The organism is Corallococcus sp. M7 (assembly GCF_054512695.1).
The window spans coordinates 9,537,502-9,563,909 of the sequence record NZ_CM137252.1 but is presented as its reverse complement, the minus strand read 5'-3'; the positions used below and the strand labels follow the sequence as shown (position 1 = coordinate 9,563,909).

Annotated in this window: 26 protein-coding genes and 1 tRNA gene; 12 read left to right on the top strand and 15 right to left on the bottom strand. The window is 70.5% G+C overall.

Annotated features, from left to right (window positions below; translation table 11 throughout):
• Window positions 1–17: 17 nt before the first annotated feature.
• Together ACX114_RS38555 and ACX114_RS38550 are read right to left on the bottom strand one after the other, a co-directional pair.
• Complete coding sequence (locus tag ACX114_RS38555; protein ID WP_459292846.1) at window positions 18–1,241, bottom strand: glycosyltransferase family 87 protein; 1,224 nt, start codon at window positions 1,239–1,241, stop codon at window positions 18–20.
• 42 nt (window positions 1,242–1,283) lie between these two features.
• Window positions 1,284–2,675: a dihydrolipoyl dehydrogenase family protein gene (locus ACX114_RS38550; protein WP_459292844.1), complete on the bottom strand. Its 1,392-nt coding sequence runs from the start codon at window positions 2,673–2,675 to the stop codon at window positions 1,284–1,286.
• Window positions 2,676–3,079: 404 nt separating this feature from the next.
• On the opposite strand from ACX114_RS38550, the gene ACX114_RS38545 reads away from it, so the two are divergent.
• From ACX114_RS38545 to ACX114_RS38525, 5 genes are all read left to right on the top strand, one after another.
• The gene (locus ACX114_RS38545) at window positions 3,080–3,478 is read left to right on the top strand and encodes a ribosome-binding factor A (RefSeq protein ID WP_459292842.1); all 399 of its coding nucleotides are present in this window, start codon (window positions 3,080–3,082) and stop codon (window positions 3,476–3,478) included.
• Complete coding sequence (locus ACX114_RS38540) at window positions 3,475–4,632, top strand: RtcB family protein (RefSeq protein ID WP_459292840.1); 1,158 nt, start codon at window positions 3,475–3,477, stop codon at window positions 4,630–4,632. The genes ACX114_RS38545 and ACX114_RS38540 overlap by 4 nt, the downstream gene beginning before the upstream one ends.
• A 178-nt stretch (window positions 4,633–4,810) precedes the next feature.
• Window positions 4,811–4,884, top strand: a tRNA-Gln gene (locus tag ACX114_RS38535).
• 57 nt (window positions 4,885–4,941) lie between these two features.
• Window positions 4,942–5,472 carry a non-proteolytic archaemetzincin-like protein gene (locus ACX114_RS38530; RefSeq protein ID WP_459292838.1) on the top strand — a complete coding sequence of 177 codons (531 nt, stop codon included), beginning with the start codon at window positions 4,942–4,944 and terminating at the stop codon, window positions 5,470–5,472.
• Between the two features lie 141 nt (window positions 5,473–5,613).
• Complete coding sequence (locus ACX114_RS38525; RefSeq protein ID WP_459292836.1) at window positions 5,614–6,567, top strand: TolB family protein; 954 nt, start codon at window positions 5,614–5,616, stop codon at window positions 6,565–6,567.
• Here ACX114_RS38525 and ACX114_RS38520 read toward each other — a convergent pair.
• The 4 genes from ACX114_RS38520 to ACX114_RS38505 all read right to left on the bottom strand — a co-directional run bounded on the left by ACX114_RS38520 (window position 6,564) and on the right by ACX114_RS38505 (window position 8,533).
• Entirely contained in the window at window positions 6,564–7,004 is a 441-nt protein-coding gene (locus tag ACX114_RS38520) for a DUF3592 domain-containing protein (protein WP_459292834.1), read from the bottom strand. The two genes, ACX114_RS38525 and ACX114_RS38520, sit on opposite strands and share 4 nt — an antisense overlap.
• 10 nt (window positions 7,005–7,014) lie before the next feature.
• Window positions 7,015–7,551 carry a hypothetical protein gene (locus tag ACX114_RS38515; protein WP_459292832.1) on the bottom strand — a complete coding sequence of 179 codons (537 nt, stop codon included), beginning with the start codon at window positions 7,549–7,551 and terminating at the stop codon, window positions 7,015–7,017.
• Window positions 7,552–7,558: 7 nt separating this feature from the next.
• Entirely contained in the window at window positions 7,559–8,017 is a 459-nt protein-coding gene (locus ACX114_RS38510) for a DUF3592 domain-containing protein (RefSeq protein ID WP_459292830.1), read from the bottom strand.
• Between the two features lie 93 nt (window positions 8,018–8,110).
• Window positions 8,111–8,533, bottom strand: coding sequence for a hypothetical protein (locus ACX114_RS38505; protein ID WP_459292828.1), 423 nt, complete (start codon window positions 8,531–8,533; stop codon window positions 8,111–8,113).
• Between the two features lie 205 nt (window positions 8,534–8,738).
• Between ACX114_RS38505 and ACX114_RS38500 the strand changes: the two genes are divergently transcribed.
• Window positions 8,739–9,227, top strand: a complete 489-nt coding sequence (locus ACX114_RS38500) for an ankyrin repeat domain-containing protein (RefSeq protein ID WP_459292826.1) — start codon at window positions 8,739–8,741, stop codon at window positions 9,225–9,227.
• Between the two features lie 88 nt (window positions 9,228–9,315).
• Here ACX114_RS38500 and ACX114_RS38495 read toward each other — a convergent pair whose 3' ends face one another.
• Window positions 9,316–11,526, bottom strand: coding sequence for a (Fe-S)-binding protein (locus ACX114_RS38495; protein ID WP_459292824.1), 2,211 nt, complete (start codon window positions 11,524–11,526; stop codon window positions 9,316–9,318).
• Between the two features lie 452 nt (window positions 11,527–11,978).
• On the opposite strand from ACX114_RS38495, the gene ACX114_RS38490 reads away from it, so the two are divergent.
• The 4 genes from ACX114_RS38490 to ACX114_RS38475 all read left to right on the top strand — a co-directional run bounded on the left by ACX114_RS38490 (window position 11,979) and on the right by ACX114_RS38475 (window position 17,124).
• Window positions 11,979–12,140 (top strand): hypothetical protein, encoded by a 162-nt coding sequence (locus tag ACX114_RS38490; RefSeq protein ID WP_459292822.1) that lies wholly within the window; start codon window positions 11,979–11,981, stop codon window positions 12,138–12,140.
• A 491-nt stretch (window positions 12,141–12,631) separates the two neighbouring features.
• Entirely contained in the window at window positions 12,632–13,975 is a 1,344-nt protein-coding gene (locus ACX114_RS38485) for a vWA domain-containing protein (RefSeq protein WP_459292820.1), read from the top strand.
• A 166-nt stretch (window positions 13,976–14,141) separates the two neighbouring features.
• Window positions 14,142–16,472 (top strand): protein-disulfide reductase DsbD family protein, encoded by a 2,331-nt coding sequence (locus ACX114_RS38480; RefSeq protein ID WP_459292818.1) that lies wholly within the window; start codon window positions 14,142–14,144, stop codon window positions 16,470–16,472.
• Between the two features lie 64 nt (window positions 16,473–16,536).
• Window positions 16,537–17,124, top strand: coding sequence for a redoxin domain-containing protein (locus ACX114_RS38475; RefSeq protein WP_459292816.1), 588 nt, complete (start codon window positions 16,537–16,539; stop codon window positions 17,122–17,124).
• Window positions 17,125–17,185: 61 nt separating this feature from the next.
• On the opposite strand, the gene ACX114_RS38470 is transcribed toward ACX114_RS38475, so the two are convergent.
• Complete coding sequence (locus tag ACX114_RS38470) at window positions 17,186–18,154, bottom strand: oxygenase MpaB family protein (RefSeq protein ID WP_459292814.1); 969 nt, start codon at window positions 18,152–18,154, stop codon at window positions 17,186–17,188.
• 121 nt (window positions 18,155–18,275) lie between these two features.
• Between ACX114_RS38470 and ACX114_RS38465 the strand changes: the two genes are divergently transcribed.
• Window positions 18,276–18,512: a hypothetical protein gene (locus ACX114_RS38465; RefSeq protein ID WP_120565340.1), complete on the top strand. Its 237-nt coding sequence runs from the start codon at window positions 18,276–18,278 to the stop codon at window positions 18,510–18,512.
• A 50-nt stretch (window positions 18,513–18,562) separates the two neighbouring features.
• On the top strand, window positions 18,563–19,177 hold the full coding sequence (locus tag ACX114_RS38460) for a DUF6992 family protein (RefSeq protein WP_459292812.1): 615 nt from the start codon (window positions 18,563–18,565) through the stop codon (window positions 19,175–19,177).
• Between the two features lie 3 nt (window positions 19,178–19,180).
• On the opposite strand, the gene ACX114_RS38455 is transcribed toward ACX114_RS38460, so the two are convergent.
• From ACX114_RS38455 to ACX114_RS38425, 7 genes are all read right to left on the bottom strand, one after another.
• The gene (locus ACX114_RS38455) at window positions 19,181–19,888 is read right to left on the bottom strand and encodes a phytanoyl-CoA dioxygenase family protein (RefSeq protein WP_459292810.1); all 708 of its coding nucleotides are present in this window, start codon (window positions 19,886–19,888) and stop codon (window positions 19,181–19,183) included.
• A gap of 45 nt (window positions 19,889–19,933) precedes the next feature.
• Complete coding sequence (locus ACX114_RS38450) at window positions 19,934–20,848, bottom strand: S1C family serine protease (RefSeq protein WP_459292808.1); 915 nt, start codon at window positions 20,846–20,848, stop codon at window positions 19,934–19,936.
• Between the two features lie 12 nt (window positions 20,849–20,860).
• Window positions 20,861–21,751, bottom strand: a complete 891-nt coding sequence (locus ACX114_RS38445) for a S1C family serine protease (RefSeq protein ID WP_459292806.1) — start codon at window positions 21,749–21,751, stop codon at window positions 20,861–20,863.
• Between the two features lie 137 nt (window positions 21,752–21,888).
• Window positions 21,889–22,818, bottom strand: a complete 930-nt coding sequence (locus tag ACX114_RS38440) for an HNH endonuclease (protein ID WP_459292804.1) — start codon at window positions 22,816–22,818, stop codon at window positions 21,889–21,891.
• 23 nt (window positions 22,819–22,841) lie between these two features.
• Complete coding sequence (locus ACX114_RS38435; RefSeq protein WP_459292802.1) at window positions 22,842–23,624, bottom strand: ROK family protein; 783 nt, start codon at window positions 23,622–23,624, stop codon at window positions 22,842–22,844.
• Window positions 23,625–23,695: 71 nt separating this feature from the next.
• Window positions 23,696–24,889 carry a glycosyltransferase gene (locus ACX114_RS38430; RefSeq protein WP_459292800.1) on the bottom strand — a complete coding sequence of 398 codons (1,194 nt, stop codon included), beginning with the start codon at window positions 24,887–24,889 and terminating at the stop codon, window positions 23,696–23,698.
• Window positions 24,890–26,344 (bottom strand): asparagine synthase-related protein, encoded by a 1,455-nt coding sequence (locus tag ACX114_RS38425; protein ID WP_459292798.1) that lies wholly within the window; start codon window positions 26,342–26,344, stop codon window positions 24,890–24,892.
• Between the last annotated feature and the right edge of the window lie 64 nt (window positions 26,345–26,408).

Below are 26,408 nucleotides of genomic sequence, written 5' to 3'. Positions count from 1 at the left end.
GCGATGTCTCGATTGGGTCACGAACCGCGAGCGTTCAAAAATCCGCGCGGCAGGTGAGTCACGGTCTTGTCGGAAATCACCGCCGTGGGCGTTCCGTGCCGCCGCGTCTGCCACAACAGCGCGATCAGCAGCACGGCGTAAGCCACCGCGAACGGCCGGAAGAGCAACACGCGCCGGGCCTGGTCCGCGCCCAACACCGCGTCGGACACGGCCATGCCGATGAGGGCCACGCAGGCCACGCACGCCTGTCCCAGCCGCGAGCGTCCCTCCAGCGCCGCGCGGATCACCGGCCAGGCGAGCAGGTAGTTCGCGCGCCACGCCAACGGTGACAGAAGCGTGACGCCCAGGCAGCAGAACGCGAGCAGCTCCACCGGACCGGGCCGCGCCCACACGAGCGCACCGATGAACAGCCCCAGCGCCACGACCTGCGCCAGCGTCATCGCACCTGAAGGCGGGATGGATTCCGGAGGCAGCACCAGCGACAGCAGCAGCGTGGGCAGGCCCTGCGGGTTGTGGCCCAGCGCCCACGGCGGCGTGGTGCGCGCCAGGGTCTCCGTCCAGTCACGCATCTGTGACAGCGTGCCCGTCCAGCCGTAACGGCCCAGCGTGGGCAGCACCAGCAGGACGCCGAAGAGGGCGGTGGTGCCCACCACGCGCCAGTGCCGGCGCGCGACGAAGAACAGTCCCAGGAGCGCGGCCGGAGGCTTGAGCAGGCACGCCACGGCGAAGGCCGCGCCGGGGCCCCACGTTCGGCCCCGCTCGGCACCCACGGCCGCGAGCACCAGGAGCCACAGCAGCACGACGTCCACCTGGCCGTAGAAGATCTCGAAGGAGAACGCGGGCAGGAGCGCGGCGGTGGCGAGCACGGGAGCCCACGGCCACGGCGTCGCCTCCGCACCCTGGGGCATCGCGCGACGCGTGAGCACGGACACGGCGGCGAGCGCGAGCACGGAGCCCAGGTTCCACAGCGCCACGGCCGCGCGCGGTGGCACGGCGGTGAAGGGCAGGAACAGGGGCGCGGTGACGGGCGCGTACTTGAACGGCATGGTGCCGTCCTCGGCGCGGTAGAGGTCCGTGCCCTCGCGGAAGCGCTCGGCGGCGGTGAGGTAGACGCGGAAGTCCGCGCCGCGCCGGGGATGCTGCCCCACCGCCACGGCCGCCACGGCGAGCACCAGCAACAGCGCCCATTCCACCTTCAGGGACGCGCGGTGGCGGGCGGGCTCATTCACGGACGGGGACACGGTGGGGCGCGCACCATTCCACGCGGGGGCGCCCCGCCGCAATCACAGGCCGTAGGCTTCCAAGAGCCGCAGCCACACCTCGCTCACGGTGGGGTACGACGGCACCGCGTGCCAGAGCGTGTCCAGCGTCACCTCGCCCGCGACGGCGATGGTGGCCGCGTGGATCATCTCGCCCACGCCCGGCCCGGTGAACGTGGCGCCCACGATGACCCGGCGCTGCTCGTCCACCACCAGCTTGGCCGTGCCCTTCAGGTCCTTGCCCATGACGGACGCGCCGGCCACGTTGCCCAGCTCGTACTGCACGGTCTTCACCGGCACGCCCGCCTTGCGCGCCTTCTCCTCGGTGAGGCCCACGCTGCCCACCTGCGGGTGCGTGAAGATGACCTGCGGCGTGGCCTTCGCGTCCGCCCACGCCTTCGCGGGCTTGCCCAGCAGGACGTCGCCCAGCAGCCGCGCCTGGTACTTGCCCATGTGCGTGAGCAGGTTGCGGCCGTTCGCGTCGCCGCACGCGTACAGCCAGCCGCCGTCCACGCCCGTGGCGCGAAGCTGATCATCCACCTCGATGGACGCGCCGGGCTTGAGCCCCACCGTGTCCAGGCCCAGGTCGTCCGTGCGAGCGGTGCGGCCCATGGCGACGAGCAGCGCGTCCGCGCGCAGCGTGTCCCCGCCGTTCAGCGTGATGGTGTACTCGCCCTGGGCGCCGGAGCGCTGCACCTTGGTGGCCTGCGTCTCCAGCAACACGCGCACGCCGGAGTCGCGCAGCGCCTCGGCCACCTGCTCGCCCACGAAGGGCTCGAAGCGCTTGAGCACGCGCGGCCCGCGCTGCACCAGCGTCACCTCCGAGCCCAGCTCGCGCCACGCCTGCGCCAGCTCCACCGCCTCCACGCCGCCGCCCAGCACCACCAGCCGTCCCGGCACGGCCTTGGCGCCGGTGCCCTCGCGGTTGTCCCACGGCTTGGAGTCCTTGAGGCCCGGGACGTCCGGCAGGCGCGGCTTGCTGCCCGTGGCGATGACGACGGCCTGCTTCACCTCCAGCTCGCGCACCTTGCCGTCCTTGCCCGTGACGGCCACCTTGCGCGGACCGGTGAGCCGGCCGTGGCCGCGCATGACGGTGAGCTTCGCGCCCTCCGCCCACTTCACCTGGGACTTGTCGTCGTAGCCGGACACCATCTGGTCGCGGTGCTTGAGCACGGCGTCCGCCTTGAGCGGGCCCTGGATGAGCTCGCGCACGCCGGGCGTGTGCTTCGCGAGCCACAGCGTCTCACTGGGGTGCAGCAGCGCCTTGCTGGGCATGCAGGCCCAGTAGGAGCACTCGCCACCCAGGAGCTCGTGCTCCACCAGCGCGACCTTCAACCCCCCCGCCGCCGCGCGCGCGCCCGCGTTCTCACCCGCGGGACCCGCCCCAATCACCACCACGTCGAAAGTCTCGGCCATGACGCCTCCTGGCCCCTGCTTGCCCGGGGACGGCCGTCCCGCCAATCCGACTGGCGCCGCGCGTCGGATGGTGGATGGAACGGCTGGTCACCAGAGGACAGCACCGCCCCTTGTCAGGACCTGGAAGGCCCCCGCGTCCGTGGAGGGTCCGCGCATCGGCTTGCGCGGCGGGAGGTGTGCCATGGGACGTGTCGCCAAGGTGGTCTCGGTCCGCTCCGCGGGGTCGCGCTTCTAGCGTCACCGGCGGCGTCCAGCGCCCGTCCGAAGGCAGCGCCCGTCCGAGCGCTGTCGCGGCCGTGGAGGACGCCAGTGCCGTGAGGTCCAGACGGCGTGTCCGCGCGGAGTCGTTCGCGTGCACACCCCGGCCGTGCTCCGGCACGGCCCGCAGGAATCCGTCTTCATTCATGTCCTCTTCCAGGCATCGCCGTACCCGCGCGTCCATCCGGCGCTCGGGCTCCTCGCTGTTCCATTCCGAAGCCCCGTCCGCGCGTCACCTGCGCGTCCAGTCCACCCTCTCCGAGGACGTCTCGCTGCTCTTCCGGAGCGAGCTGTCCGACCCCAGACTCGAAGACATCACGCTGACGTCGTGCGAGCTGTCCCCCGAAGGCCGCACCGTGCGCATCGGCTACTCGCTGCCGCACGACGCGGACCCCGCCACCGTGAAGGAGGCCCTCGCCCGAGCGGAGGGCTTCCTGCGCTCGCGGCTCGCGCAGCACCTGAACCTCAAGCGCACCCCGCACCTGCGCTTCGTCCTCGTGGGCACCGCCCCACGCACGGAAGCCGAAGAAGGGGGTGACGCATGATGCCCCGCGTCCTCGAAGTCCCACCGGGCGCGGTGCCCCTCCTCGCCTGGGCACGCACGGTGCCCCTGGCGGCCTTGAAGCAGCTCCAGCGACTCGCCGCGCAGCCCTGGGTCACGGAGCACGTGGCGGTGATGCCGGACGTGCACCTCGCGTCGGGCGTGGCGGTGGGCACCGTCTTCGCCACGGAAGCCCATGTCGTCCCCGGCGCGCTGGGCAATGACCTGGGCTGCGGCGTGAGCGCGCACCGCTTCGCCTTCCCCGCCGCGTCACTCTCGCGCGCGGACCTGGAGCGGCTGTTGTCCCAGCTCGCCCGGGTCATCCCGGTGGGAGACGCGGTGCACCGGGGACGGGGGCTGCCCCTGCCGCCGGGGCTCGAAGCGCCACCGCTGTCCACCCAGAAGCTCGCGCATGCCTGGGAACGGCTGGCGCCGCGCCACCTGGGCACGCTCGGCGGGGGCAACCACTTCCTGGAGCTGGACCGCGACGGGGCCGGGGACCTGTGGCTGCTCATCCACTCCGGCTCTCGGGGCGTGGGGGGCGCGGTGGGGGAACACCACCAGCGCGTGGCCCAAGCGCTGGGGCAGGGCACGCCGCCCGCGCTCGACACCGGCACCGAAGCGGGCCGGGCCTGCGTGGATGACCTGGACCTGGCGTGCCGCTTCGCCCGCGCGAACCGGGATCAGCTCGCGGTCCGGGCCCTGGCGGTGCTGGCGGACGTGCTGGGCGTGGCCCCGGACCCGGGGAGCACCGTGGACGTGCACCACAACCACGTCGCCTCCGAGACCCACTTCGGCCGCGCGCTCTGGGTCCACCGCAAGGGGGCGGTGGGGCTGGAGGCCGGAGCCCGGGGGCTCATCCCCGGCTCCATGGGCACGGCCTCCTACGTCGTCGAGGGGTTGGGGGAGCCCCGCGCCTTCCGCTCCTGCTCGCACGGCGCGGGCCGCGTGCTCACCCGCACGGAGGCCCGCGCCCGCATCCGCCCGGACGCCCTGGTCCACGCCCTGCGCCGCGTGGTGTTCGACCCGGGCCGGACGCACGCCCTGGTGGAGGAGGCCCCCGCCGCCTACCGGGACCTCACCGAGGTGCTGGAGGACGAGGCGGACCTCGTGACGCCCCGCGTCCGGCTCACGCCCCTGGCCGTGCTGAAGGGCTGAAGGGGGGCGCACCTGTCGGGTGGATGACAGCCCGTCCCCCCGGCAGCCTCCCGAGTGGCGTCCGGGGGAGGTGATCCACCCCCCGCACTCCACGGACTGAAGGGGCCAGCGTCAGAGTGGGTTCCCGCGCCCGTCAAAGTGCCGTAGTATCAGCCCACGAGTACGCGTGCGAACCTGCTGGGGCGTCGTCTAATGGCAGGACGTCAGACTTTGACTCTGATTATCAAGGTTCGAATCCTTGCGCCCCAGCCACTCCGCTCCGGGGGGACGCGGTAACGTCGTCCGTCCGGAAGCAAAGGCGGTGGGCTGATGCCGCAGAAGACGCTCCTGCTGGTCACCGTGGGCAGTCCACCGTCCGCGCTCGTGAACGCCTTGCAGGAACCGCTGGCGACCCATCTGGGCGTCAGCGCGGTCGTGAGCCGGATGGCGCTGTCGTCGCCGGCCTACGCCTTCAACAAGGACCGCGGCCAGTACCACTGCAACGCCATCATGCGCCGGCTGGGCACGGTGCTGGATGAGTCGCCGCAGGAGCTGGTGATGGGCGTGACGGACGCCGACCTCTTCGAACCGGATTCGCCCTTCGTCTTCGGGCAGGCGGACCGGGAGTCCAAGGTCGCGGTGATGAGCCTGTTCCGGCTGCGCCAGGGCGCGGAGGGCGAAACGCTGCGCCGCCGCGTGCAGGTGGAGGCGGTGCACCAGGCCGGGCACCTCATCGGCCTGTCCTACTGCGAGGACTCGCGCTGCGTGATGTTCTTCCCGCAGTCCCCGCAGGACATCGACCGCAAGTCGCTGGGCCCCTGCAACGTCTGCCGCAACGAGCTGAACCGCCTCAACCGCTGAAGGGCCCGTGCGCGCTCCCGGACACGGGCGCGCGTGAATGCCCGCGTGTGCGTTGACGTCCTGTCCGGCGCGCCCTGTAGTGTTCGGGCGCGAAGCGCGTGTGACAGGGCCGGCACGGCGGGAGACACAGCGATGATGGGCATGCGGCGATGGCTCGGCGGAGTGGTGGCGGTGGGGTTGTTGGGGGCGTGCGAGCCCACGGACTTTGGCGGCGGTGGCACCACGGGTGACGTCCTCTTCGACCGGGGCTTCGCCTTCGTGCGCGGCGACCGGAACATCTACGTGGTGGACGACGACGGCGACCCCAACAGCCCGCAGCGGCTGACGACGGCGGGTGGCGCGTACACGCCGGCCATCTCCAAGAACGGCAACAGCATCGTGTTCGTGCAGCGCTCCGGCAACACGTACTCCCTGCAGACGGTGCCCACCACGGGCGGGGCGGTGGCCACGCTGCTGAGCACCAACGACGCGGCCTGCGGCAGCTGCACCGGCTTCCGCGGGCCCACGTTCAGCCCGGATGGCCGCTTCATCGTCTTCGCGTTCGAGCGGACGTCGGGGTCGCTGAGCTCGCTGGCGCGCATCGCGGTGGATGGCAGCGGCTTCGTGGAGCTGACGCCCAACGCGGGCATCGCCTTCGGGTCGCCGTCCTTCTTCCCCAGCGGCAACACGGTGGTGGCGCCCGCGGGCAGCAGCCCCTCCTTCTACAACCAGCTCGGCTTCGTGCCCGCGGCGGGCGGCAGCGCCAACTTCGTGTCGCTGGGCAACGAGGTGCTGGCCATCGCGAACCGCGCGGTGGTGTCCCCGGACGGACGGCAGGTGGCGCTGGACGGGCGTCTGTCCAACGGCAGCACGCGCATCTTCGTGGCCAACGTGACGGCCACGGGCCTGGGCGGCTCCCTGCGGAGGCTGACGGACTACACGGCGAGCACCGTGGAGGAGAGCTTCCCCAGCTGGACGAGCAGCACGGAGCTGGGCTTCCTCTTCAACGACTCCGGCGGTGACCCGAGCATCTACCGCGCGCCGGTGTCCTCCACGGCCAGCTCCGTGACGCTCGCGGTGCCCGCCGCGAACGAGCCCTTCTACGGACCCAACTAGTCCACGCCCTGCCGGAGGCTCTTCACCGCGATGAGCACCAGGGGGACGACGAAGAGCAGCAGGACGCACGTCCAGAAGACCGTCGGCACCAGGCCGGGCTCCCGGGCCACGAGCTGGTGCTTCCAGGGGGCTTCCGGCAGGTAGCGCAGCTCCACCAGGTCCCCCTTCTTGGGGGACTGCTTCTCCTGGTGCCGCCAGGTGTCGCGAACCTGCCGGCCTTCTGGAGTGCTGAAGACGTACTCCACCGTCCAGGAGGAGTAGCCGTCACCGTCATCGGCTTCGTACTCGGCGCGGAGCACCTTGGCCCGCGCGTGCACGCCACGCATGCGCAGCCTCAGGGTGAGCGCGCACGGACGCCCGATGAACCACCCCCACAGCAGCAGGGGGAAGCTCGCGAAGACTCCCAGTTGGAGGATGAACGCGCTCGTGGAACCCACCGCGGTCTCCCTAGTAATCGTTCGTCCGGTTCAGTGAACCGGTGACCCGCTTCGTGCGCGCAGGCGGCTCGTCGTAGTTCCGCAGCCTCCCCGAGGGCGTGGGCCCGTGCGGCGCCGGGGCCTTCTTCGAGGGCGCGTTCATCACCAGGGTGACGGCCAGGCACAAGAAGACCACCGTGGCGAGCCCCAGGCTCAGGACGGCCAGCAGTCCGACCTCCGTGCCCACGCGCTGGTGCCGGTGGGGGTTGTCCGGCAGGTAGTGGAGCTCAATCTGCTCGCCCTCGGCCGTGCCCCGGGACCAGAACCCGCCCCGGGACTGCTTGAACTCGCCGTGGACCAACGAACCGTCCGGCAGGGGGAAGACGTACTCCACGATGCGGTACTTCGTGTTCAGCCAGTTCGTGCGGGTGCCGACCACCTCGGCCCAGGCGTGCACTCCCTTCTCCTCCAGCTCCTCGGTGAGCTGATGCTGGCGCCACAGCCGCACCATCATCACCAGGGGCGTTCCGATGAGGAGCACCAGCATCAAGACCGCGTTCAGGGGCATGGCCGCCTCAGGATGACGGGGGAGGGGACTCAGGAGCAACCGGCGCCGCCTTCGCCAGCAGCGCCACCGCTCCGATGAGGGTGAGGAACACCAGCACGACGCTGAGGAAGACGGCGAGCCCCAGCGACATCACCCCATGGCCCTCCGGGAAGCTGCGGCGCGGGTCGCTCTGGCCGTATTGCACCTGGATGCGGTCCCCGGGGCGCAGCCGCTTCCACAGCTCCTTGGAGATGTTCCGCCGGTGCTCCTGGCGCTCACCGCCCTGGGGCGTGAACGCATAGACGAGGACGAAGTCGCTGTCGTCGGAGGCCGCCAGGAACTCCTTCTTCACCACCGTGCCTTCCGCGTGCAGCCCCTCGCGCAGGATGCCCAGGTCCCGCCGGTACGACCCCCAGGTCATCACCAGCATGGATACGCCCAGCACCACGAACGATGCGCCCAGCACTCGCGCCGCGAAGAGAGCCACGCCGTGCCTCCTGCCTGCCCTCTAAGCGGGCACCCGGCGGCGCGAAACGGCAATGCCCGCTACGCTCCGCCGTCGCGTGCGAGCCGGTCCCCTTCAGGGCGTGTAAAGCACCCTGGCGAGGGCCACGGTCATGAGGACCACCAGGCCGAAGATCCCGGCCATGACGGTGTGCCGCTCGACCTCCGCCTCCGCGCATTGGTGCCGGTAGGGGTCTTCCGGCAGGTAGCGGACCTCCACGGGAATGCCTTCGAACACGGACTGCGACTGCAGCCTGTGCTTGTGGACCTTGTACTCGCCGCGGATCTCTGGCCTCCCCGGCGGGCGGAAGACGTACTCCACGACGAAGACGTTCCTCTTCAGCCAGCTTTCGCGGATGTGGACCACCTTGCCCTGGGCGAGCCGTCCGCGCTCCCTCAGCGCCAGGGTGAGCCGGTGCTGGCGCACCAGCAGCGCCATCACTCCCAGAGGTGCCAGCACGAAGAACACCGTGAACAGGACCACGTTGAGGGAGTGCATGCGACCTCGGGATACGGGAAGCGGGGATGGCAGGCGGCCTGGGGGCCTCCCGCGAAGCGTACCACCCGCTCTTAAGCGGGCACCCGGCGACGCGAAACGGCAATGCCCTCCGCGCTCCGCCGTAGAGCGAGCGCGTGGGCCCCTCCCTGGCGTCGCGTCCGCCGAACCGCCATGCTCCCGCGCGTCCTGTCCGGAGGTACGCACCGTGTCCCTGTTCGATGCCGTCGCCGCGGGTGACCGCGCCGCCCTGAGCGCCCAGCTCGACGCGGGCGCGGACCCCAACCCCTTCGACGAGGAGGGCCGCACACCGCTGATGGTGGCCGCGCGCGCGGGCCAGGAGGACCTGGTGCGCGTGCTGCTGGAGTCCGGCGCGGACCCCTCGCTGCCGGACTCCGTGGGCGAGACGCCGTTCGTCGCCGCCGCCGCCTACGGCCACCTCCAGGTCTGCGCGCTCCTGTTCCCGCACGCCAGCTCGGATGAGAAGGACATGGCGCGCACGCTGCTCAAGAACCAGGGCATCGAGGAGATCCCCGCCCGCCCCTCGCGCCCGTCCGAGGTCCCGCCCGGTGGCTTCCGCCGCAAGCTCGCCTCCGCGGGCGCCTACGTCGCGGGCAAGCTGGGCGACGACGGCGCCACGAAGCGCCTGGAGCGCGTGCTGCGCTCGGAGGGCCAGACGCCCAAGGGCCGCAAGTAGTCTTCCGAAGCCCGGAAAGGCGAAGGGCCCGGCCACTCCCACTTCGGGGAGCCACCGGGCCCTCGCTACATCCAGAGCCGGTCCTGCGTTACTCCGGCTTGGCGCTCACCACGGGGCTCGGCGCCACCGTGCCGCCCTTGTTGCTCGTCTCCATCGAGTCCGCGACCAGCTCGGTGATGTCCTTGATCTGGATCTGCTCGCGGCCGGTGTCGTTCTTCGCGTCGTTGAGCATCGTGGAGCAGAACGGGCAGGCCACCGCGACGATGCCCTTGCCGCCCGGCTCCTTGTAGTCGCCCACCATGCCCGGCTTCTTCTTGTCCGCGGCGTCGGGGTAGGGCGTGTTCGGGTCCTCCGCGTGCTTCAGCGTGAGGGCCACCTCGTTCATGCGGTTGTGGTTGATGCGCGTGCCGATGTGCTCCTCCATCCACATCCGGCCGCCACCGGCGCCGCAGCAGAAGCCCTCACGCTTGCTGCGCTGCATCTCCACCACTTCCAGGTCCGGGATGGCGTTGAGCACTTCGCGGGGCGCGTCGTACACGCCGTTGTGCCGGCCCAGGTAGCAGGGGTCGTGGTAGGTCAGCTTCGTTCCGGCGTTCATCACCGAGGACAGCTTGATGCGCTTGTCCTTGAGCAGCTCGTTGATGAGCTGCGTGTGGTTGATGACGCGGTACTCGCCGCCGAACTCCGGGTACTCGTTCTTGATGGTGTTGAAGCAGTGCGGGCACTGCGTGATGACCGCCTTCACGCCCATCGCGTTCCAGGACTCGACGTTCGTCTTGGCCATCGTCTGGTACAGGTACTCGTTGCCCATGCGGCGCGCGGAGTCGCCGTTGCACATCTCCTGCTTGGACAGCGTCGCGAAGGACACGCCCGCCTCGCGCATGATCTTCACCAGCGCGCGGCTGACCTTCTTCTGCTTGTCGTCGTAGCTGCCCGCGCAGCCCACGAAGAACAGGTACTCGTACTCGCCGCCGTCGCCCCAGGTGGGCAGCGCCAGGTCCTCCGCCCACTCGTCGCGCCGGTCCTGGCCCAGGCCCCAGGGGTTGCCCTGGCGCTCCATGCCCTCGAACACGCGCTGGATTTCGGGCGGGAACTCCGCCTTCACCTGCACCTGGTAGCGGCGCATGTCGATGAGGCGCGGGACGTTCTCGATGAACACAGGGCAGGCCTGCTCGCACCAGCCGCAGCTCGTGCACGCCCACACCGTCTCCGCCTTCAGCGCGCTGCCGACGATTTCAGGCAGGGGCTCCTTCACGCCGTTGGGGCCGTAGCCCTCCTCCACCCAGCGCTCGTTGTCCCAGAGCCAGTGCTTCAGGTCCTGGTTCACGGCCTTGTGCGTGAGCGGCTTGCCCGTGATGTACGTGGGACAGTGCGTCTGGCACCGGCCGCACTCCGTACAGGAGTACAGGTCCAGGCCGTTCTTCCAGGTGAGGTCCTTCACCGTGGCGGCGCCGAACTCTTCCTTCTCCAGGTTGGGCGTGGGCAGCTTGCCGGTGGAGTGCGTGCGCTGGAAGAAGACGTTGGGCAGGCCCGTGATGATGTGGAAGTGCTTGCCCAGCGGCAGGAAGTTCAGGAACGCCAGGATGATGGTCAGGTGGATGAAGAAGCCCGCCACGCCCAGCACGTGCGACGCCGTCACGCCCAGGGGCATCATCGCCAGGCCCATCAGGCTGGTGACCGGCTCCCACCACACCATCGCGGAGGGCGCCGCGGGCACCTGCGTGGCGCCCACCGGCACCTGCTGCGCGGCGGCGTGCGCGGCCACCATGTGGCTGCCACCGAACATGAACTCGGTGATCATCAGGCCCGCGATGAAGCCCAGGATGAGGTAGGCCTCCCAGGACTGGGACATGCGGTCCGGCTTCACCTTCCAGCGCGTCCACACGAAGTACGCCACGCCCGCGAGCGCCAGCGCCGCGACGATGTCCTTCACCAGCAGGTAGACCTTGTAGAGGCCCAAGAGCGGCGGCGCGGCGTCCCACGCCGGGTGCGACAGGTCGGTGAGCACGTCCAGCGCGGTGGACGAGAAGCCCATCACGAAGAGCATGATGGTGCGCACCGCCAGCACCATGAACGCCGCGTAGATGAAGATGTGGAACAGGCCCGGCGTGAACTCCTCCGGATCCACCATGCGTTTCTGGCCCAACCCGAAGCGCACCAGCTGCGCCACGCGGTAGGGGATGTGGTCCAGCCGGTTCTCCTTCTTCATCGCGAGCAGCACGCCCACGCGGCCGGACATCGTGATGACGAAGATTGAGACTGCGCCTGCCAGCAGCAGGCCGGTGATGATGGGGTTCATGGAACCTCGGGACCCTCTGAGGCCGCACGGCGGCAACGCCGGTTGCTGCGACGCGGCAATTCTGGAGTGATTGTCAACCCTAGCAGGGGTGATTCGCGAATCAAGCGCTCTGCGGGGGCCATGTTCCGCAGCGTTTCCTTCACCGCTTCCAGGCCGCCGTCCAGGGTGGCGCCCACCCACCCTCCATCCAGGACCTGTCGTGCGCGAAATCCCCGCGCCTGGCGTGCTGGAAGGCAGGCGGCCGGGCGTGGCCCGCCGGACGCTCCCAGAACTTTGCTGTCCCGAGGGCTTTACAAAAGCCGGGCGGGCTCCCAACATGTTCGTAAATCGGTCAAGCAGTGCTTGTAAAGGGTCCCGCATGGGGCGGGCCCGGTGACCGACGCAGGGCGTCCAAGGGGACGCGAGCCGTCATTGGCCGTACACCCCGTGAATGGAGCGCCGAGGAGCCGGACATGAGCCACGACGAGAGCACGTACCTGGACGAGGGGCTGGATGACCTGGAGCTGTCCGCGACGGGTGAACACGGCCGGTCGGTTCCGCTGGACCCCACGGATGAGCGGCGCTGGGGCCACCTGGACGAAGAGGCCTGGGGCGGCTGGAACGTGGCGGAGTGACGCCCTGCCCCCGCGGCCCGTGGCCTGCGCGGGGGCCTTCGTTGTCGGACCTGTCGGACCGTCGGACAGGTTGGGGAGCTGACACTCCCGGACGCTGATGCAGTGCGCTGGACAGTCGTGACGCTCCCCGCCCAAGGCCGGGTCGAGCCCCACGGAAGCGGTCCCCGGAAATGCCCGGTGCCGGAACCTCCAGAAGTAAATCCGTAAAGCGACGAATGAACCCGCCGAAATCCGCGTGTTTGTAGGTGACGCAAGGCGTCCCGAGGCGCTCGTGGCGGGGTGATCGCCGGTGCCGGGCGGAGCCTGGGACACCGGGGGCCGGTCGGGCCGGACACGTTGCTTTCACGACCGGAAACCCGACATCCTCCAGGAACAAGCGACAGGATTTCCGGGCGGACGCGGGCCCGTGCAGGGGCGTCCGGGGCCAGGGGGTCGTCGCGACGGCAATCGCGAAGAGCAGGATGGGGCCCACCCACCATGCGGGAGTGCGGATGAAGCAGACGGCCTGGGCAGTGGAGCGCGACGCGGAGGGCGGCCGCGAAGTGCTGCTGCTGGTGACCCTGGAGGCCGAAGCGGAGACGCCTCGGGCCCCGGTGGCGGTGAACCTGGTCATCGACCGCAGCGCGTCCATGCGGGGCGCGCCGCTGGCGGCGGCGGTGGAGGCGGCGCGCGCGCTGGTGGAGCGCGCGGGGCCCAAGGACTACGTGGGCCTGCTCACCTTCGACGCGGACGCGGAGCAGGTGCTGCCCGTGCGCGCCATGGAGCCGGGCGCGAAGTCGGCCTTCCTGAAGACGCTCTCCCGCCTGGACTCCGGTGAGGGCACCGCGCTGCACGAGGCCGTGGAGAACGGCGCGGAGGCCGTGCGGCGCGTGCTGGTGCCGGGCGCCCGGCCGCAGCTGCTGATGCTCACGGACGGCGAGCCCTCCGTGGGCCCCACCGCGCTGGGCGAGTTCAAGGTGCTGGGCCAGCGGGTGCACGACTCCGGCGTGGCGCTGCACGCGCTGGGGCTGGGCAAGCACTACCTGCCGGAGATTTTGGAGGCCCTCACCGGCCCGTCCGGCACGGGCTTCACGCACGTGGACGACGCGGAGGGCCTGCCGCTGGCGGTGGGCGCGCTGGGCGCGGAGCTGTTCGGCGAGGTGGTGGCGGACGCGCGCGTGTACGTGCTGCCCACGGGCTTCGCGGACCTGCGCTGCCGTCACCGCTACCCGTCGCGCGTGGAGGGGGACGCGATGAGCGCCGCGCTGGGGGCGGTGTCGCACGCGTTCCCGCGCCGCGTCCTCTTCGCGGGCGTGCTGGAGAAGGGCGACTGGAACCTCACCGTCAGCACCTCGTACACGGAGCACGGCGATACCCGGCGGGTGTCCGTGCCGGTGACGCGCCTGCTGCCGGACAGCGACGAGGGCCGCTTCGTGCGCGCCGTATCCGCGGAGCTGGAGCTGGTCTCCTACGAGGCCGCCGCCTGGAAGGCGCTCTCCCGCCGTCAGCAGGACGCGGCCGAGCGGGCGCTCGAGGGCGCGGACAAGGGGCTCTACAAGCTGGCCCGCCTGGGCTCCGCGGAGGTGCCCGCGCAGCGGCACGTGGACCGCCTGGCGGACCTGCGCCGGGCCGTGGAGCGCCGTGCCGCCCAGCCGTCAGCCCTGGGGGTGCGCCGGGCCCAGTCGGAGGTGTCGCGCATCACCATGAGCCGCATCGGGCCGGCGCTTCCGGCCGCGGTGAATGTGGGTCCGCCTCCGCGGCCGGCCCTGCCTGCTCCGGCGAACGGCGGCGCGCCGGCGGGGACGCTGGATGGCGCGGCGCTGCTGCCCTGGAAGACGGGCAACACCGAGCCGTAACCGCCCGGACTCCTTGAGCGTATGGGGAAGGCGCGGGGCCAGAGGGTGGCCCCTGACGCCGGGCGTGCGGGCATGCGGAATGCCCGGCTGCCCGGAAGGTTGAGTGCACCCTGTGGGGACGCATCCCAGGTAGCACGGCGTTTCCAGGTGGATTAACGGGAGTCGCATGACGCATCCGTGGAGCAAGAGGTCTGGAAGCCGGCTCGGTGGGCTGGGCGCGGTGGGCGCGTTGCTGTTGGCGACGTGGGCCCAGGCCGCGCTGCCGCCCACCGCCGTGGGCAGCACCGCGCCGGACGAGGGCGACCCGCGCCTGGAGGGCGCGCTGCTCCTGGATGCCACGCAGGTGAAGGCGGGCAGCGACTTCCGCGTGGGCGTGCGCCTCAAGATGGACCCGGAGTGGCACGTCTACTGGAAGAACCCGGGAGACTCCGGCCTGGCCACGGACGTGTCGTGGGACATTCCGGGCGTCACGGTGGGGGAGTTGCGCTGGCCCTTCCCCAGCACGTTCCGCACGCCGGACGGCTTCATCACCACGCACGGCTACCACGACGAGGTGCTGCTGTTCGCGCCCGCGCACGTGTCCAAGGACGCCACGGGCACGCTGAACGTGTCGGCGGCGGTGGACGCGCTCGCGTGCAAGGTGCACTGCATCCCCGCGCAGTTGGTGCTGACGCGCACGCTGCCGGTGGGGCCGGAGACGGTGTTGGATCCGGAGTTCGCGCCGCAATTCGACGCCGCGCAGGCCCAGGTGCCGTCGCCGGTGGGAGCGCAGGGCGCGCCGCGCGTGGCCCTGGCGCTGGACGGCACGACGCTGACGGCGGGCAAGCCGTTCACCGGCAAGCTCACGGTGACGGCGGCGGACGGCAAGCCGCTCGCGGGCGACGTGGAGGGTGACTTCTTCGTGCCCGGCCGCATCCTGGGCGTGGACAGCGTGAAGCTGAAGCAGACGGCGCCGGGGACGTTCGCGCTGGAGGGCCAGGCTTCGTCGGTGGTGCCCAAGGGCGAGCCCCGGCTCACGGGCGCGCTGCGCCTGGGCACGAAGGCCACGGGCTTCACGGCGGTGGACGTGGACACGGCGCTCGCGCCGATGGTGGCGGCGGCCGGGGCTGCGTCTCCGGCCGCGGGCCCGGCGCCCCTGAAGGTCCCGTCGGTGAAGGACGCGATGGGCAAGGTGCAGCCCGTGGCGGCGGCTCCGGTGGCGTCGGGCGAGTCGCCGCTGGGGCTGGGCGTCGCTCTCTTGTTCGCGTTCCTGGGCGGCGCGCTGCTCAACCTGATGCCGTGCGTGTTCCCGGTGCTGGCGCTCAAGGCGTACGGCTTCACGCGGATGGTGCAGGAGGAGAAGGGCAAGGTCGCGCCGCACGCGGCGGCGTACGCGGGCGGCATCCTGGCGACGATGCTGCTGCTCGCGGGCGCGGTGCTGGCGGTGCGCGCGGGCGGTGCCAGCGTGGGCTGGGGCTTCCAGTTCCAGGAGCCGCTGTTCGTCGCGGGCGTGAGCGCGGTGCTGGTGGCGTTCGCGCTCAACCTCTTCGGTGTCTACACGCTGGGCGCGGACGGCACGGCGCTGGCGGGCAAGGTGGACCAGAGCCACGGCCTGATGCGCAGCGCGGGCGAGGGTGTGCTCGCGGTGGTGCTGGCGACGCCCTGCTCGGCGCCGCTCTTGGGCACGGCGGTGGGCTTCGCGTTCGCGGCGGGCCCGGCCACGGTGGTGGCGGTGTTCATGGCGCTGGGGCTGGGCCTGGCGCTGCCCTTCTGTCTGCTGGTGCTGGTGCCGGGGCTGGCGAAGCGGCTGCCCAAGCCGGGCATGTGGATGGAGCGCGGCAAGCAGTTCCTGGGCTTCGCGCTGTTGGGCACGACGGTGTGGCTGGTGTGGGTGATGGGCGGGCTCGCTGGCGTGGACGGCATGGCGCGGCTGCTCGCGTTCCTCATCGCGGTGGGTCTGGTCACGTGGCTGTACGGCCAGTCGCAGACGCTGGAGGGCGGGCGCCGGGGCGTGACGGTGGCGCTGGCGGTGCTCGTGCTGGTGGGCGCGGGCGCGGTGGCGCTGCGCTTCGAGGAGGCGCAGGCGTCGCTGGAGACGCGCGGCGCGGCGGTGGCGTCGCACGGTGGCGCGCAGGCGTGGGACGAGGCGGCGGTGACGGCGGCGCTGGCGGCGGGGCAGCCGGTGTTCGTGGACTTCACGGCGGACTGGTGCCTCACGTGCAAGTTCAACGAGCGCACCGTGCTGTCGCGCGATGACGTGCGGCAGGCGTTCCTGAAGCACAACGTGGCGTTCTTCGTGGCGGACTGGACGCGGCGGGACGCGCGCATCACCACGAAGCTGGCGGAGCATGGCCGCGCGGGTGTTCCCATGTACCTGGTGTTGAGCCCTGGCGCGCCGGACAAGCCGGAAGTGCTCAACGAGCTGCTCACCGCGGACAGCGTCATCACGGCGGTGCAGCGCGCGGCGGAGTGTGGGTCACCGTTGAAGGGTGGCTCGGTGGTGTGTGCCCGGCCTTGAGCCGGGAGTGAAGTGGCGGCAGGGCTGTTCGTTGCGCGGCGTTCAACTCATTGGAGGTTCCGTCATGAAGCAGGTCTTCAAGGCTCTCGCTCTCACCGCGGCTTTCGTGTCCGCTCCCGTCTTCGCCGCGGACACCGCGGAGGTGGGCAAGCCCGCTCCGGCGTTCACGCTGAAGGACGAGGCCGGCAAGGCCCACTCGCTGTCCGAGTACAAGGGCAAGGTGGTGGTGCTCGAGTGGACCAACCCGGAGTGCCCGTTCGTGAAGCGGCACTACGAGGCCAAGACGATGCAGACCACGCAGAAGGGCTTCGACGCGAAGAAGGTGGTGTGGCTGACGGTGGACTCGTCCGCCACGCACAACGCGAAGAGCGCCGCGGACTGGAAGAAGAAGGAGGGCTTCAGCCAGCCGGTGCTGCTGGACACGGACGGCACGGTGGGCAAGAGCTACGCGGCGAAGACGACGCCGCACATGTACGTCATCGACGGTGAGGGCGTGGTCCGCTACGCGGGCGCCATCGACAACGACCCGCGCGGCAAGGAAGCCACCAAGGTGAACTACGTACAGACGGCGGTGGACGCGCTCCTCAACGGCAAGCAGGTCCCGACCGCGACCTCCGAGCCGTACGGCTGCTCCGTGAAGTACAAGAGCTGAGCCGCGCTGTCCGAGTCATGAGGTTCGAAGGCCCGTGTCCCTGAGAAGGGACGCGGGCTTTTCATTCCGCGTCGCGGTGGGCGTAGTCCGGGCCCAGGCCTTCGATGCGGTAGGTGTTGCCGGGGTAGGTGCGGTTGAGCGTCGTGTCCAGGGTCGACGGGTAGCGCTCCAGGGAGACGTGGCGTTTGACGCGCTTGCGCAGCTTGAGGGCGCCCTTCACCAGACCGCCTACCCAGGCGGGTGGGGAGTCGAACTGGATGGCGGGGAGCAGGCGCGGCGGCACCAGGCTGAGGCTGATGGGCGCGACCAGCGGACGCAGCGGGCGCGGCACCCAGCCGGCGAGGATGTCCACGGTGGACTGGGCCACGCGGTGGCTGGCCTCGTTGGGGACGAACTCGCGCGCTTCGTAGTCGCGGATGAAGGCGTCGTAGGCGGGCTTGTCCTCGGGGATGTCCTTCAGGCCCATGCGGCGGCCGATTTCGCACCAGTAATGGAACCAGGCCTCCTGCTCGTGCGCGGTGAAGGGGCGCCAGCCGAACTCCTGCATCCACTGGATGGGGAAGTCGATGAACGTCCACAGCACGAAGAGGAAGTCCTCGTTCGGGATGCGGAAGAAGGAATGGATGTGGTTCATCTGCTCCAGGGAGCGGCGCCCTGCTTCGCCCTCCCAGCCGCACTCCATGAAGCGCGCGATGAGCAGCCGCGTGTCGTCGTAGCGCTTCTGGTCCCGCTTGTTGAACTCACCCGTGCGGTCCAACAGGCGTGAGACGGAGCGGCTGCCGTAGGTGTGGAAGAGGGCGATCTCCGTGGACCGCACGATGTCGAACGGAAACTCGTAGTTGGTCAGCAGGTGCACGATGCGCTGGCAGTCGCGCCGTGCATCCAGGGAGGCGATCTCCCGACTCACGTCGGGCAGACGCGCGCGCCAGAAAGGCTTGCGGTAGACGGGGCCGGGGACGCGAGCGGCGGAGGGCTTTCCCGCGCCGCTGAAGGGACAGCTGGAGGGGACAGCGTCGGCCGGGTCGGTCATGGCGGGTCGGCTCCGGGAAGCAAGGCGATTGGCGATGCTACCCCGCCAGTGGCCTTGTCGGGGGATGGGACGCGCCGGACCTTGTCCTGGAGGGCAGGACAATCAGACAGGAGACGCGACCATGGCCAGCAACAAGGGGCCGCCGGTGAAGGGGCCCGAGCGCACGGATACCCACAGCGCGGAGGAACTGGAGCGTGAAGCCAGACACCAGCGCCCGGGCACCGAACGGGGCGACGTGACGGACGAGGACGTGGGCGAGGACCGCATCCTCCAGAAAGGCATTGGCGGCTACGGCGCGCAGAAGGGCACGGAGCCCGCGAGGGAGGCGCCGCCGCTCAGCGACGATGGCGAACGGTAGCGCTGGCTGCCGCACGGCGGACGGGGCCTTGGCGTGCTTAGAGTGCCGCCATGGCCTCCGCCCGCCTTGTGCGTTCCTGCTGCGTCCTGGTGCTGTTGTTCTTCGCGATGCCAGGAGTGGCGCAGGAGACGCCGACTCCAGATGCGAAGGCGTGGCTCGCGGAGCACAACGCGGAAGCGGTGCGCGTGAACCAGACCGCGATGGGCATCCTGTTCGGCTGGGCGGTGCTGAACATCGGCACGGGCGTCGCCGGACACTTCGCGAGCGAGGGCGAGACGCAGGCCTTCTTCCAGGCGAACGCGGCCTGGAACGTGGTGAACCTGGTCATCGCGGGGCTTGGCTATCACGGACAGGCGACAGCGGATCCAGCCTCATGGGACCTAGCGCGCAGCCTGGCCGAAGGCCAGCGGATGGAGAAGCTGCTGCTCTTCAACGCGGGCCTGGACGTGGGCTACATCGCCTTCGGCGGGTTCCTGTGGGAGCGCGGAATGCGCAAGGACTCGGAGCGCCTGAGAGGCTGGGGCAAGAGCGTGCTCATGCAGGGCGCGTTCCTGCTGGTGTTCGACGGCGTGCTGACGTTCCTCAACGCGAAGCTGAACGGGCAGCTCACGGCGCGCCTGGTGCCCGCGCCGGACGGGGTGGGCTTGATGCTGACGTGGCCGTGAGCCTCAGACGCTCGCGTGCCATTGGAGCCCACCAGGCAGGGGCCGCGCCGCGAACTCCAGGTGGATGACCCGGCGATGCGCGGGCGCGCGTGCAGGTGACGAGGCGTGCAGCAACAGGGGCCGCATCACCAGCAGGCCACAGCGGGGCACGAGGCAGTCCACGGGTGCACCGCGTTCGAGCCAGCCTGGGATGCTCAAGGATGCCAGCCGTCCTTCACGGTGTGAGCCCGCGACGACTCGCACGGGGCCGTTGTCCTCGCCGCAGTCGTCCAGGTGCACTCGCACCGCGACCATGTCCTCCAGCACGGACGTGGGCGGCTGCACGCAGGGCACACCGGCCTTCTCCGACCATGGACCGAAGCCGGGCACGTCGCGGCGCTCGCGCACGGCGAGAGTCAGGTCCTGATGCCAGATGACCTTCCAGTTCGCGTCCGGGGTCTTGTCGAACAGCAGGCCTCGCACCGCGAAACAGTGCGGTCCCAGGACGGACTCGGCGGCTTCGCGCACGGACCTGGAACGGGCCAGCTCCCGCACGGCGGGCACATTCTCCAGCAGGTTGCGCACGCCTCCACGCCGCTGGGAGACCGTGGCTTCTTCGCTCACGGCGCGCAGTGCGTGGAGAAGGGCGTCTGCGGTGTCCGGCGTGATGCCGTGCGGGAGGATGGCGAAGCCCTCGCGCTCGATGCGCGCGGCCAGTTCACCCGAGGTCATGCTGTGCGCCGTCGATGAGGCCATCGCGGCGCCAGCATAACGGCATCAGGCCGCCACCGGTTCGCGGCGGTGGCGGGCCCGGGCGGAGACGTCCTTGCGGCGGCCCTTGCGCAGCACGTCCAGGTGCACCTCTTCCTCGGAGGCGAGCGCCATCAGCCGCTGGAGGTCGTCCACGCTGCTGACCGGCCGGCTGTTGATGCCGAGCAGCAGATCATCTGGCTGGAGACCGGCGTCGTCCGCGGGTGTGCCCTCCTGCACCTTCAACACGCGCACGGCTCGCGGCTGGCCGGTGTCCTTCGCGAGCGCGGGCTCCAGGTTCACCGCCGTGGCGGCGATGCCCAGGAACTTCCGGTCCACCCGGCCTCGCTGGATGAGCAGGCTCGCGACCCAGGCCGCCGTGGTGGCGCTCACCGCGAAACCAATCCCCTGCGCGAAGGGCAGCACCAGCGTGTTGAGCCCCACCACGCGCCCTCGCGTGTCGAGCAACGGCCCGCCGGAGTTGCCCGGGTTGATGGCCGCGTCCGTCTGAAGCATGCCTTCCAGGATGACGCCGTCAGGCAGCGTGATGCTGCGGTTGATGGCGCTCACCACGCCCAGCGACACCGACTGCTCCAGGCGGAAGGGATTGCCAATGGCCATCACCAGTTGCCCCACCCGCACCGTCTCCGGATCCGCGAGCGGCAGCGTGGGGAAGTCATCGCCTTCCGCGCGCACCACCGCGAGGTCCGTGGGGGCATCCGCGCCCACCAGCGTGGCCCGCCGCTCCTCGCCGTTGTGGAGCTGCACGGTGAGGCGCTTGGGCGTGCGCATCACCACGTGCCGGTTGGTGAGCACGTAGCCATCCGGTGTGAGGAACAGGCCGGTGCCGTGCCCCCGCGCGTGCTCCACGCCCACCACCGCCGGAGCCGCGCCGGCCACGAGTCCTTCCAGGTCATCCGAGAGTTGCTGCAACAGTTTCATCGCCGGCTCCTTTCAAGAACGCTTGCCCACGGTGATGGGCACCTCGCGCAGCTCACCCGCGCGCAACACCTTCGCCTGGATGGACGCGCCCACCTTCTCGTCGCCCAGGTAGCCCAGCAGGTCCTCCACGCCGTGCAGCGTCTGGCCGCCCAGGCTCACCAGCACGTCGCCCAGCAGCAGCCCGGCCTTCTGCGCGGGGCCGTCCGGATCCACGGAGAGCAGGATGAGGCCCGCCTTCGTGCCTTCGATTTCACGCGGCAGGCGCACCGGGTAGGCGCCCACGCCCAGGTAGCCGCGGCGGATGCCGCCGTGCTCGCGCAGGGAGTTCGCCACGCGCGTCAGCGTGCCGCCGGGAATCACGACCGCGGCGGTGCGCGAGAAGGCCGCCGTGGGGATGCCCAGGAAGCGGCCCTGCGCGTCCACCAGCGCGCCGCCGGAGAAACCCGGAGGCAGGTCCGCGTCGGTCTCCAGGTAGCGGTCCACCTGGCCGCCCGCGTGCGTGCGCCAGTCGCCGCCGAACGCGCTGACGATGCCCAGTGTGGCCCGCGCCGTGCGTCCCGGCCGGCCGAGAGCGAGCACGATGTTGCCCACCTTCACGTCATCGAGCGGCGCGGGCGCGAGCGCGGTGAGCCCGGTGGCGTCGGCCTTGAGGAGCGCGAGGTCGGTGCTCGGGTCGCGGCCGACGAGCTCGGCGGACACCGAGCGGCCGTCCGCGAGGCCCACCTGGATGGAGCCCTCGTGTTCGACGGCGTGGCTGGTGGTGAGGATGTGACCGTCGGCGTCCCAGACGATGCCGCTGGCGCCCCGGCGACGGCGGGCCTCCACGCGGACGAGGGAGGGAGCGATGCGCTCGACGACGGTGGAGATGGACTGCGAGAGGGACTGGAGGGCGTCGGTGGACATGGCGTGTTCCTTTCGAGCCTGAAACTAAAGGGCTCGAAATCGCGCCACATCGGCGGACCGGGCAGGACGGCGACCTACCCATTCAGGCAGGACGCCTCTCCTTCCGGTCAGGATCCTGATGCTTCGGGCAGGAGGTTTCAGCCCACCTTGCGGAAGCGCTCGTAGCGTTCCTCGAGATAGTCCCTGTTGGGACGCAGGTCGTTCGCGCGGGGCATTTGCAGCGTCTTGCCGACGAAGCCCTTCAACGCGTGCTCCAGCGTGGGGCCGTCCTGGAGCGTGAGCAGGCTCGGCGCCAGTTCAATGACACCATTGGGACGGATGCCCATCAGGTTCGTGTCGAAGGCACCGTGATGGAGTCTGCACAGGGCCAGACCGTTGGAGACCTCCGCGTGGCCTCGTGCGTCGCGATCGGGAAGGATGTGCGCGCCGTCCAGCAGCTCCGTCCGTGGAAAGCCGCACACCGCGCAACGGTGCTCATAGGCACGCAGGACATGCTGACGGAAGGCCGCCTGATGCAGCCGCTTCTTGGCCTGCACCGTCGTGTACCTCCGCTCCAGGGGCAGCAGCTTCGCGTCCGCGACGAAGCGCTGCTTCACCGTCTCGGGCTCGGACACCATGACGTGGAAGGAGTGCGAGGCGAGGTCCACGTCGGAGATGTAGACGGGCCACAGGGGCCGGTAGAAACCGGGCTCGATGCCGTAGAAGTAGATGAGCGGTGCGTCCAGTTGCTGCGCGCGCACCAGTCGACGGTTGTCTCGTGCCTCCACGTCCGTGCCCTGGAACTTGTAGAGGAAGGCCCCGTCCGAGGCGATGTTGTCATCGTCATACCGGGCGACGCGGGTTCCTCGCGGCACGGTGGTCTTGATGGACAGCGCGGTCTCCTGCATCTGCCGGGGCCAGAAGATGCCGCGCGTCCGGTTGGCGAACAGGTGTTGCTCGCCGTGGAGCTGGAAGCCGTCCGCGATGCGCTCCCACGACAGCACTTCACCGTGCCGCTCCACCAACGCCTGCAAGGCATTGAAGGCGGCCACTCGGATGGCCTGGTCGTTGTCGGAGGGCGTGGGCACGGTCCACGACCAGGTTACCAGGCTCAGCCCCGGTCGAGCAGGGCTCCCCCCGGGCCGAAGCCCAGGGACAGGCACAGCACGCGGCGTCCCTTCACCTGGGGGGCTCGCCGCGCGGATTCGGCCGCCAACTCCGCGTCGTTGAGCACGAGCACCGGGCCTCCCATGTCCGGCAGACCCGCTTGGGCGAGGATGTCCGGGACCAACGACGCTGTGCCCTCGAAGCCGTAGGTGCAACCTCCGGGCAGCAGGTCATCGGTCAGCGGACACGGCAATGCCAGGCACAGTGCGTCCGGCGGCTCGCGGCTGTCCTCCGCGAGGAATGTCCGCAGCGCTCCCGCGATGAACGCCACCGTGTCCCGGATGTGATGGCCGTCCGCGGGCCGCGGCTGACCGATGAACAGCGGGGGCAGGGTGGAGAGGTCCCGTTCAACGACACGCGTGGCTCCGGCTCGCGCGAGCTTGATGCTCGTCTGGCCCACGTCCACGCAGAGCGGACTTCGTGCGCCTGTTGCTTCCAGCATGCGCAGCCCCGCGCGCACGGGAGCGAAGCGCGGTGACAGCGCGATGTGCACCGGGCGGCGCAGCGACGCCGTGGCCTCCCTCAGCGCGGCGGGAAAGCCGTCCAGCTCCGCCAGGCCTCCGCTCAGGTACGCCGCATCCGGTGCGTGTTGCTTCACCAGCAACGCGAGCGCCTCCGCCAGCGGAAGCATCACGCGGGCAGCGAGCGTGGCTCCGGGAACTCCCGCGCGCCGGTCGTCCTCCACCCACGGAGAGCCCAGCAGTTCCCACAGCTCGCGGCCAAACACGGGCAGGTTCCACACCTCCAATGGTGTGATGCCCTCAGGGTGATGCCGTCGAGGACTCCACCTGGAGGCACTCATGCCACGAGCCCGGCGATGCGTTCCGCGGCGGTCTTCGCGCCATCATGCGCGCGGTAGGAACGGGAGATCTCCGCCACGCGGTCACGCATCGGTGACTCCGGTGCGAGCAATTGCGCGATGGCCTCGCGGCACGACTCCACCGTGAGGGTCCTCGGGTCCCTGGCGAGCCCTGCTCCGGACTTCTCCAGGAAGTGCGCCTGCACGGGCTGGTCGTTGCACACCGGCAGCAGCAGCATTGGCACTCCCGCCGTCATCGCCTCCATCACGGAGTTGGCTCCACCGTGGGAGATGAATGCCGCCGCGCGCTCCAGCACCTGCCGCTGCGGCGTGTAGCGCACCGCCACCACGTCACCGGGCAGCGTGCTCGGGAAGTCCGTGTCCGCCAGCTCGCCCGCGCACAGCACCAGCGTCACGTTGAAGGGCTTCGCGGCCTCCGCGATGAGGCGGAACAGCTCCGGCTGATACGAAATCTGACTGCCGAAGGACACGTACAGCACTGGCTTCTCGCCCAGCCGCTCCCAGGGGAAGGACACCTCGTCACCCCGGGGGGCAGGCGGAATGGACGGGCCCGCGAGCAGCGTGTCCGGGGGCACTCCCGCGTCCGGGCCCAGGAAGGCCTCGGTGGCGAAGATGACGTTGAGCCGGGGCGACAGGCACTCGCAGGTGCGGAAGCGCGCGTCGAAGCCGTGACGGCGGAACAGCGCCTGACGGTCGTCCTTCAGCGCCCGCACGTTGCGCAGCAGGGGAATCTCCGGCCTCGGCTCCAGCAGCGTGAGCGCGGAGGACACGCCCGCCCACGGGATGCCTTCCGTGTGCGCCGCGAGCACCGCCGCGTACTGCATTCCGTCCAGCGCCATCACGTCGGGACGGAAGGCGCGCACCACCTCGCGCACGGGCTCCAGCATCGCGGGGACCGAATCCAGCAACAGGCCCCGGATCCACTTCCCCAGTGCCACGTCGTCGAGCACCAGCTTCGCCAGCGCTTCGCCTCCCGTCTCGATGCCCGGTGGCGCGGCTTCGACGTGTGGCAATCGCAGCACCTCCACGCCCAGGGATTCGAGCTGTGGCGCCGGTTCGGGGATGCACAGCCAGCCGACGGTGTGCCCCAGGCGGCGCAGCCATTGGGCCACGCCGACCATCGGGTTGAGGTGGCCCTTCTCAGGAGAGGTGGCGATGAGGACTCGGGACATTCAGGGGGGCGCCTTGGTGTGGACCTGGAGCATGGCCAGGGACATGAGGCGCATCAACAACCGATCCATCGGTCCGGCCCTCGGGTCGTCGGGCGACAGGTGGATATAGCGCTCCAGCAATCCCAGCACCGCCTTCGAGTCGATGACCTGGAGGGGCTCCAGCCGCGCGGGAGACAGCCAGGCGCGATACAGCTCCAGCCAGCGTGACCGCACCGGACTGGAGAGGGCGGTGTGGCCATACCGGGGCGTCTTGCGCGCGAGGCGGACCTCCTCCGGCACCAGGGACCGCACTGCGTTCCGGAACAGCCACTTGCCGAACCCGTCCCGCATCAGCACGGACTCCGGCAGGGCCAGCGCCACCCTCGCGAAGCCTTCATCCAGATATGGCGTGCGGACCGTGAGCCCATGGGCCCGGGCGCCCCGCAGCTCGGGCGGGAGGATGAGCTCGGTCAGCACCCACTTCGCGTACCGCAGCTCCTCGGTCGGAAGCGCATCCTCCTGGGGCAGCTCCCACGGCGCGGGGAGCCCGGTCCCCAGGTTGTCCACAGGGGGTGAGCGGGGGGCGTGATCGTCGTTTCCCCTCTCGGAAACAGTCCTCAAGTTGTCCACAGGTGTGGAGTCTTCAGGGGGGCCCACGGCTTGATCGGAACCTCGGTTTCCAGAGGGGATGGATGGCTTTGATTCCTGATCGCCATCCGGGGCTTCGGACCGCGCCCTGCCCGAGTTGTCCACAGCCCCCCGTGCCGCTCCATGATCGTGCGAGTCGGCGCGGGGCGACGCCCACGAGTTGTCCACAGGCGCCAGGACCTGCGCGGCCAGGGCCCGGTCTTCGTCCACGCGAGCCTTCGCCGAGACGAGTACTCCCGGCGTGCCCTGGAGCACTTCATCCGCCCCCGCGCCGCTCAGGAGGACGGGTCCCGCGCCCTGCCGCCGGGCCTCCAGGTAGAACACGTAGCTGGCCACGGCGCGGGCGTTGAGGATGACTGCCTGGTTGGCGAGGACCGCGTGCTCGAACAGGTCCGGGAGCACGGCGTCCGGGATGGGCACGTCCACCAGCTCCGCGTCCGTCACCTTCGCCATCCGCTGCGCGTTGCTCCGCTCCACCGCGTCCGCGAAGTGCACGTCCATGGTCCACGCGCGTACCTTCCCAGGTGCGTGGCGCGCGGCCATCGCGCACAGGGCCGCGCTGTCCACGCCGCCGCTCAGGCTCATCTCGTGCGTGCCCGCTTCGACATGTGCCCGTACGGTGTCGGACCAGGCGGACAGCAGCCGTGCCGCGAGTGCTTCCTCGTCCCGGGCCTCCGCCTCACGGACGATCCGCGGCAACGTCACTCGGAGAGGCTCCGTGCCCGGTTGCAGGCCCGCGTTGGACGCGCGGACATGCAGCAGCAGGTCGTTCACCGCCCGGGGAGACAGGCCGCGCGCGGGAGACGCCTTGGGGGCTCGGGTCGGCATGGGGTCCGCATCTTAGGTGCCGCCTCTACGCGCGCCCGCACCTATCGTGCCTGCCAGGCCAGCG